This window comes from Frankia sp. CcCS3, assembly GCF_977927575.1.
In genome coordinates, this window is record NZ_CDWRCL010000172.1 from 1,186 (window position 1) to 9,293 (window position 8,108).

Below are 8,108 nucleotides of genomic sequence, written 5' to 3' on the forward strand. Positions count from 1 at the left end.
AGCTTGATCTGCCCGTCCCGGAACGTGAAGCAGTTCCGGGAGTAGGCCGCTGAATCGGCGGTCTTGCCCTTCTTCTTGAACGAGGGGTAGCCGGCGCGCTTCTCCCAGAAGTTCACGTAGGCGGTTTGCAGGTTCCGTAACGCGGCCTGCAACGGCCCTTTCGATGGCCCGGCGAGCCAGAGTGTGCCCGGGTCGCGTTTCCAGCCGGTGAGCATCCGGTCGGTCTCGGCGTGGGTGACCCGCCGCTGCTCCTGGAACCAGGCCCGGTGCCGTTCCGCGAGCGCCCGGTTGTACAGGTAGCGCACACAGCCGAACGTCTGCGCGAGCTGGGCGGCCTGCTCCGGGGTCGGCTAGAAGCGGTAGCGGTACGCCCGCTTCACCACCTTCGACCCCATAAGTGACAGGATAGCAGGCTTGCCTGTCACGCTGTCGTTGATGCGCTAGCCCCGCCCTGAAAGACGGGGCCTGCGCGCTACGTTCCTGGGTCACCATGACTTCCCATGATGGGCTGTCGCTGGGACTATGCAACACCATCCGCCACCGACCGTCACCATCCGCCGCCCGCCGCCGCGCGCTGCGGCGGGCGAGCCGGACCACGGGTCGACCGGCTCAGGCCGCGCCGTCAGCCGCCGACTGGCTCGCCATCTGGGCATGCGCGCGTCCCGCGCGAGCGGCCTCCTCGATGGCCTCCAGCGGTGGCCGCGGGATCGACACGGGCGGCGCCTCGGATTCCGGGTGGGCGGCTCGGGACCCGTAGGCCTCCCATCCTGGGCGTCCGGGCGCGGGTCCCTTCTCCTTCGCGGAGCGGGTGTAGCGCCCGCGCCCCTGGTTCGGGACGGTGGAACCCGGCGTCGGTCCGGTCCTGATCCCCCGGTTCTCCAGGCAGGCGCGGCAGTTGCAGTCGGCAGACGCCCTGGGCAGGCGATCGAGCCGCCAGGACAGATTGTCGATCTCGTCGCCGTCCCCGACCAGGACACCGGTCGTGATGATGTGCACTAGATGCAGGGCCAGCTCGACCGGTTCCCAGCTGTCTTCCTCCAGGATCACCCGTAGTTTCTGGTAGATGGCCAGGTAGTCGGACGTCGGGCGCCGCATCGCGTTCGCGAGGACCGTGATCACCTGGCTGGCGGCCAGGGTCATCGGCTCGGGCGGCGGAGGGGGCAACGGGACTGTCGGGGCGGCCCGCTCCGGTTCGGGGGTCGACGCGTCCGCTGCCCCAGTGGTCTCGTCCGTCAGGACGCGTGGCTCGTCCGTCACAGCCCCGCGGGTGGCGGGATCGACGGTGCCCACGGCCGGGGCCGGTTGGGTGTCGCCGTCCGGTCGGGTGTCACCCGGCTCCGGCTGCTCTGAACGGGCGGTGTCCGGATCATCCGAACCGGCGGTGTCCGGGCGGTCCGGGCGGTCGGCGCCCCTCGAGGGGGCGAGGTTGACCGCCGGGCTGGCGGTACCAGGCGAGCCATCGCTCGCCACGGACGCCATCGCCCGGGAACGACGGCCGACCGCAGACGCCGTCCGCATACCGACCCGGCTACGGCGACCGCCGCGGCGCCGACGGGCGGGCGCGGCCGAGGCTGCGGTTGCGGTTGCGGAGCCGGCCTCCGATGCCGCCGAGGCCGATGCCGCCGACGAGGAGGCGACGTCGGCCTCGACCAAGCGGACCTCACCTGCCCGCACGGCGGCCTCGGGGATGCTCAGGGCTAACCGCGTCGTCCTGCCGGCCGCGGGCCGGGCCACCGTCGCCAACCAGCCCTGGTTGCGCAGCCTGGTGATCTGGCGCTGCACGTGGGTCCGGCTGTAACCGGTCTCCGCGACCAGGGTGACCAGGCCGGGGGCGCTCACCGCGGCACCGGCGGGCGCCGCCGGCGGAACCTCGGCGACGTGGCTCGCCAGCGTCAACGCGACCAGCTTCGCCGCCGACGGCAGGGCCGCCCGCAGCACCGCCCGCTGCCATCCCCCGCGATCGGACACCAGCGTGCCCGACTCCTGCGCACGGACCAGAACCAGAGCACCGGGGAGGGCAAGCTGGGTCACGGCCGACGCCACGTGCCTCCCTTCCTCGGCGGGGTCACTCGAAGCTGACGGACTGCGCCCGCCCGAGCGGATCAGGGCAGGTTGCCCGGGGATCATGCCGACCTGGACGGGTTCGGTGAGTCGGGGACCGGTCGACGTCTGTCCAGGCACGGTACTCCGTGCCTGGACGGGAGACTCCTGGGGAGGGCCACCACATTCACATGAAGAGGACATGACTTCATCACCCTCGTTGGGGATTCGTGGTGCGACAGACGCATCAAACATCGCGCGACTGACGCAAAGCAAAAGATGGGGCCGGCGGCCACGAAAAGGCCACACCGGGCCATCCTGAAAGACCTCCCGAGCAGTTCCTCTCCCTGCCTTCAACCTCATCTGGTGACACCAGAACCAGATTTTGAATCCGTCATCTTCAAATTCTTATTACTGCGTCACCTGGCGGGACGGCATCCCCGGGGAGGAGGACCCGGCGGGGTGGAGGATCCCCCCTCCATCGCGCCGGAGGGATGGCCGGCGCGGTGACCGCGCCCGGGTACACCCTGCCCACGGCACGTGCGGAGGAGAGTCCGGGCGCGCTCACCGGTTGAACCAGCCCACCGGTAGCCGGAACGACGACGGGACTCGGCGCACAAGAAAAATCGCCGGGAACCGGAACACCGGGAGAAACCGGACCGCCCGGTCACGGCATTCTTCGTCCTTGCCCGGCGAGGCCGGACGGGAACAGCCACCTCACCAGATCGACCCGCCGCCACACAACGGAAGCCAACCACCGTCGCCGACGACAGGGATCGTGGATCTCCATGGTCGTACCTCGTCGTCTTATCGATCGATCACGGCAGGGGAGCCGCTGGCGCCCAGTGGCTTCCGGTCCGACTACGGGGTTACCGGGGACCCGCGACCCAACCATTCACCACTTCCCACCATGGATCATGCCGATGCGTGGGAAGGATGGCCCAACGTAGGGTTCACCTGGCTCGAACACACGAAAACAACACCGGAAGCTGTTGATCGGCGGGCAGCTCCACTCCGCGTTGGCCTCCCCCGCTGGCGGACGGGGTTCCAGGCCGACCAGCCGGGTATCCCGGACCGGGCTTCGAAGGAGGCGGACGATGGCCGACATCGTGGTCGGGGTCGATGGTTCCGCGGGCTCCCACACGGCGCTGCGCTGGGCGTTCACCGAGGCGGAGTGGCAGGGGTGCGGCATCCGAGCCGTGATCGGCTTCGCCCGCGGTACGGCACAGTCCGGGATGCGGGCCGGTCTAGCGCAGGCGGCCGAGCGGACGCTACACAAGACCGTGACGGCGGTCACGCCACCGGGATCGACCGTCTCCGTGGCGGAGCAAGCCGTGGACCTGCCGGGCGCGGAGGCCCTGCTGACGGTCGGCCGCGACGCCCGCATGATCGTGGTCGGTGCCCGGGGGCAGGGACTGCTGCACCGGCTGCGAATCGGGTCGGTCAGTGCCTCCGTCGCCGTACATGCCACGGTTCCGGTTGTGATCGCCCGCGGTGACGTCGAGGCCGCCATCGCCAGCTCGGGTGCGACCATCGGCTCGGGTGCGACCGCCGCCGAAGGCACGATCCCGGCCGGCGCGCCGTCCCGACTGTCCCGGCCGATCGCCGTGGGTGTGGACGGCTCCCCCAACGCACTGTCGGCCCTCGCCTGGGCCGCTGGGGAGGCCGCGCTGCGCGGGGTTCCGCTGATCGCCGTGCACGCCTGGCTCGCGGCGATCCCGTTGCCGTTCGCCGAGGCACCGGGGGAGATCACCCAGGCCCTGGAGGACCAGGCCCGGGCCGTGCTCGACGAGTCCATCGCGGGCGTCCGCGACCGCGGCCAACTGCCGGCCGGACTGGACCTACGGGCCGTGGTGGTGCCCGCCTCGGCCACCCAGGCCTTGATCGTCAAGGGCCGCGAGTGCGATCTCGTCGTCGTCGGCGCCCGCGGTCACGGCGGCTTCGCCGAGCTGCTGCTGGGATCGGTCAGCCACCAGTGCATGCTTCACTGCCCCACCCCGGTGGCGATCATTCGGCAGTGGTAGCGGGGCAGCGGCGACCGGTCGTCAACGGGTCGGGCCGTGCACGACCGCATGCGTGCCCGGGAGGATCCCGTCCCAGGCGTACCACCGCTCGTTGTTCTGCCCGGGCGCCGGATCCCACGGATTACGCAGCAGCACCCGCCGGCGCGCCGCGTCCACGGCGAGCAGGGTGTAGGCGTGCGCCGCGACGAGCCCGCCAGGTCGGGTTCGACGCCGGGTGGTCACAATCACCACCTCGCCGCCGGCGAGGAGCTCCCCGAGGGCGGGAACGGTCGCCTCGTGGGCGGCGAGCACGTGCGCCGATCGCCCGGTGAGCGTCCGCAGGGCCGTCGCCGCATTTCCGAATTCGATGGCGGGATAGCCGCCGTGCAGCCGGGCGTAGGCCTTCTCGTACAGCGCCGGCCACAGCTCCGGCCGTCCCGCCGCGTCGTCGCCGTCCATCGCGACCTCCTCGTACCCGGCCGCACGTGACCGGGAGGTGCCCGGCGCCTGCGGCCCGGGTACCTCATCCTCCGATCGATCCTCTGACCGCCCGTACGGCGGCTGGACCCGACGAGCGGGCAGTGCGGCCGTGACGGTGACGCCCACGCCGGCGCCGGCCGGTCCGCGGGGGTGCATGGTGATCGTGACAGTGCCGTTGGGGTTGGCCCGCAGCCGCTCCGCGAGCAGCCCAGGATCCTGGCGGGCGATGCCGATCAGCGCCGCGACGAGGTAGCAGTCGGCGACGCCGCCCTGCCCCACATCGCTCGGGCTGATCCCGTCACGCACCGTCGGGTCGCCGGTGCGGTCGACCGCCACGACCTCGCCGGGGCGTCCGCGGACGACAGGGTAGCCGGGTTCGAGCCATGGGAAAGCCAGCAGGAGGTCTCCGATCATGGCCGAGGAGGCCCCGGCGATCAGGGTGTCGGTGAGGTCGGCCAGCGCCGGCAGGTAGCGAAGGATGCCGGGGCCCGGATTTTCGATCACCCGGGCGGCCACTGCGGCAAGGACCGCCAGGGGCCGGCCGCGCAGCCGGGAGATGGCCGCCTGGCGCATCGCCGCGGACAGGCCAGCCAGCCGAGCGCTGATCGCCGCCAGATCATTGACGGTCACTGCCGCCGGATCCGTGCCGATGCGGGCGACCAGCTCGGCTGCGGCGAAACGCGCCATCCGCCGGTCGATGCCGCGCGCCATGGCCGGCGCTCCGACGGCGACCGCGTGCAGCCCGAACCCGACGGGGTCGTCCCGTCCGGACGAGCCAGCCAGACCGGGCGAGCCGGCCAGACCGGGCGGTTTGCGCTCCCCGAACAGGCCGTGCGGACCGGACCAGTCCGCGCCGCCGAACGGACCGGGCAGCCGGCTCAACCGTCCCCCGTCCGCGGCGACGGCCCGAGCCAGGGCTGCCGACCGGTCGCCCGCTGCCCGCAGGCGGTCGGACAGGACGCCCAGCAGGACCGGATCGAACAGAACGGTTTCGTCAATCGGGACCATCCCGGCGGGCCTGCCGTCCCCGGTGCCGCCGGTGGCCAGTCGGTGGGCCAGCATCCACATCCGTGGGTCGTTCCCGACGCCGCCGGACGCGTCGAACCGGCGCAGCCGGGCGAGCTCATCGGCGGATACCACGGCAGCCGCGCCGAGACCGAGGCGCAAGGCGTGGGCACGCTCGTCGTACCGCTCGGCGAGCCAGTCGAGCAGCCCGGCCCGATCGCGCAGCACCCCGGCGCCGACGTCGAGCGCCCGCTGCCAGTCGTCCAGCCGGGCGGCGCACCGGATCCGCCACGGTGACCGCCAGGCCCGCGGGGTGTCGGCGGTACGCACACCGGCCAGCACCCCGGCCACCTCCGGGGCGAGCCGGCGCAGCCGGGCGGCGCGCTCGCGCAGTTCGCCCGCGGCCGCGGCGAGGGCCGCGACATCACGGGGTGTACCAAGGTCTGCTCGCATCGGGCACGCCATCCGGCTCGCTGGCGACGGGATGATCAAAGCGTAACCCGACGGGTCCCCCTCGCCGCGTCGGCTCGGCCACCCGCGACCGCGGGCGCTCGTCCGCGTTAGAATTTTGATCATTTGGCCGCAGGGACCGCGGCTCCCGCGATCCTGCCGCCAAGAACACCGGGAACGCCGGGAACGCCGGGAACGCCAAGAACTGGGAGGGCATGTGACCGAGGCCGTCGTCGTCGCCGCAACCCGGTCATCGATCGGGCGGGCGTTCAAGGGTTCGCTGCGGGGGATGCGGGCCGACGACCTCGCGGCCGTCATCGTCCGGGCAGCCCTGGACCAGGTTCCGGCCCTCGACCCGGCCGATATCGACGATCTCATCATCGGCTGCGGGCTACCCGGAGGCGAACAGGGACACAACATCAGCCGCGTCGTCGCCGTCAGCCTCGGGTTCGACACCGTTCCCGGCACGACGGTCTCCCGGTACTGTGCCTCCTCCCTGCAGGCTCTGCGGATGGCCGCGCACGCCGTCCGCGCGGGAGAGGGCGACGCGTTCATCGCCGCCGGGGTGGAGGTCGTCAGCAGCTTCGTCAGGGGCAACAGCGACAGCCTGCCGGACACCCAGAACCCGCGCTACTGCGAGGCCCAGGCCCGTACGGCGGCCCGCGCGCAGGCGGGGTCCGCGCCCTGGACGGATCCCCGGGCGGCCGGCGAGCTGCCCGACGTCTACATCGCTATGGGGCAGACCGCCGAGAACGTGGCCCAGCTCACCGGCGTGAGCCGCCTCGAACAGGACGAGTACGCCTGCCGCTCGCAGAACCTGACGGAGCGGGCCGTCGCGGACGGCTTCTTCAAGCGGGAGATCATTCCGGTGCCGCTGCCCGACGGCGGGGTGATCGACAGCGACGACAGTCCCCGGCCGGGAACCACGATGCGGGCGCTGGCCGCCCTCAGGCCGGTGTTCCGCCCAGACGGTACCGTCACGGCCGGTAACGCCTGCCCGCTCAACGACGGAGCCGCTGCGGTCATCGTCATGAGCGACACCAGGGCCCGCGAGCTCGGCATCACCCCGCTGGCCCGGATCGTCTCCACCGGCGTCAGCGCGCTGTCACCGGAGATCATGGGCCTGGCCCCGGTGGAGGCGTCCCGGCGGGCCCTGGCCCGGGCGGGGATGACGATCGACGACGTCGACCTGGTAGAGCTGAACGAGGCATTCGCGGCGCAGGTCATCCCGGCCTACCGGGCACTCGGGCTCGACGTCGCGAAGCTGAACGTGCACGGTGGCGCGATCGCGCTCGGTCACCCGTTCGGAATGACCGGCGCCCGCCTACTCACCACCCTGCTGAACGGACTACACACCACCGACACGACCATCGGATTGGAGACGATGTGCGTCGGCGGCGGGCAGGGCATGGCGCTGGTCGTCGAGCGGCTGTCCTGAGCCGGGAATTCGCGACCTTTCGGACTCCGAATATGCCGCGACCGGCACCTCGTGCTAGGCAGAGAGCACGCGCATGCGATCGGTCACCGGAGCATCCAGGCAGAACAGACCGGATCGCCCGGCAGGGAGGTCGGCCATCATGATGTTCGCATCCGTCGGAGAGAGGTTCGTCGTCCACGGCCGCACGGTGGGCAGCCCAGAACGACACGGGACCGTGGTCGAGGTACGCGGCGAGGACGGACGCCCGCCGTTCGTCGTGCGTTGGGATGACGGGCACGAGGGGCTCTTCTTCCCGAGCTACGACTCGCTCGTCGAACTCCGACCGTCACGGGAGTCCGCGGGCGTCTGACCCCGGGCACGCCCGAGCGCGGGGAGCCAGGCCCAGGGCATGTTAATCGCCTGAAGCATTTTCCGGCGAAATCGGCTGCCCCGGGGCCTTCAGGCGGTGTGACCTGCTGCGCTATACAGCAGGGACACAGCCGTCGGGCCGACAGGTAACGCGCGTCGATCCGGAGGCAACACAGATAGCTCCGGAGCGTGACCGATGCCTACGCCTTCCCCGTCCACCGGCGATCCAGCCGATCATCCCGGCCGGCTCGAACACCGGTCGGAGCCAGGCCGCCCCTCGGGCCCGGACCACGGGTCGGGCCCGGAGCACGGGTCCGGGCCATCGGTGGGGATCTGTCGCTGAT

5 protein-coding genes and 1 pseudogene are annotated in these 8,108 nt (G+C 71.7%); 3 read left to right on the forward strand and 3 right to left on the reverse strand.

The features are described 5' to 3' along the window. Together AC08OQ_RS14490 and AC08OQ_RS14495 are read right to left on the reverse strand one after the other, a co-directional pair. Nucleotides 1-305, reverse strand: a pseudogene (locus tag AC08OQ_RS14490) (RNA-guided endonuclease TnpB family protein); the annotation flags it as partial. A 304-nt stretch (nucleotides 306-609) separates the two neighbouring features. Beyond that, the gene (locus AC08OQ_RS14495; protein ID WP_476601515.1) at nucleotides 610-2,043 is read right to left on the reverse strand and encodes a hypothetical protein; all 1,434 of its coding nucleotides are present in this window, start codon (nucleotides 2,041-2,043) and stop codon (nucleotides 610-612) included. Nucleotides 2,044-3,137: 1,094 nt separating this feature from the next. On the opposite strand from AC08OQ_RS14495, the gene AC08OQ_RS14500 reads away from it, so the two are divergent. Further along, nucleotides 3,138-4,064 carry a universal stress protein gene (locus AC08OQ_RS14500; RefSeq protein WP_462188662.1) on the forward strand — a complete coding sequence of 309 codons (927 nt, stop codon included), beginning with the start codon at nucleotides 3,138-3,140 and terminating at the stop codon, nucleotides 4,062-4,064. 21 nt (nucleotides 4,065-4,085) lie between these two features. On the opposite strand, the gene AC08OQ_RS14505 is transcribed toward AC08OQ_RS14500, so the two are convergent. Next, the gene (locus tag AC08OQ_RS14505; protein WP_476601514.1) at nucleotides 4,086-5,981 is read right to left on the reverse strand and encodes a C2 family cysteine protease; all 1,896 of its coding nucleotides are present in this window, start codon (nucleotides 5,979-5,981) and stop codon (nucleotides 4,086-4,088) included. Nucleotides 5,982-6,195: 214 nt separating this feature from the next. On the opposite strand from AC08OQ_RS14505, the gene AC08OQ_RS14510 reads away from it, so the two are divergent. Beyond that, nucleotides 6,196-7,416, forward strand: a complete 1,221-nt coding sequence (locus AC08OQ_RS14510) for an acetyl-CoA C-acetyltransferase (RefSeq protein WP_476601513.1) — start codon at nucleotides 6,196-6,198, stop codon at nucleotides 7,414-7,416. 142 nt (nucleotides 7,417-7,558) lie between these two features. Continuing rightward, a complete protein-coding gene (locus AC08OQ_RS14515; protein ID WP_476601517.1) occupies nucleotides 7,559-7,765 on the forward strand; it encodes a DUF1918 domain-containing protein in 207 nt (68 codons plus the stop codon). Nucleotides 7,766-8,108: the final 343 nt, after the last annotated feature.

Bases quoted from the DNA above. Each gene is read 5' to 3' on its own strand.
- AC08OQ_RS14500 (WP_462188662.1), top strand. From the start codon at position 3,138: ATGGCCGACATCGTGGTCGGGGTCGATGGTTCCGCGGGCTCCCACACG.
- AC08OQ_RS14505 (WP_476601514.1), bottom strand. From the start codon at position 5,981: ATGCGAGCAGACCTTGGTACACCCCGTGATGTCGCGGCCCTCGCCGCG.
- AC08OQ_RS14515 (WP_476601517.1), top strand. From the start codon at position 7,559: ATGTTCGCATCCGTCGGAGAGAGGTTCGTCGTCCACGGCCGCACGGTG.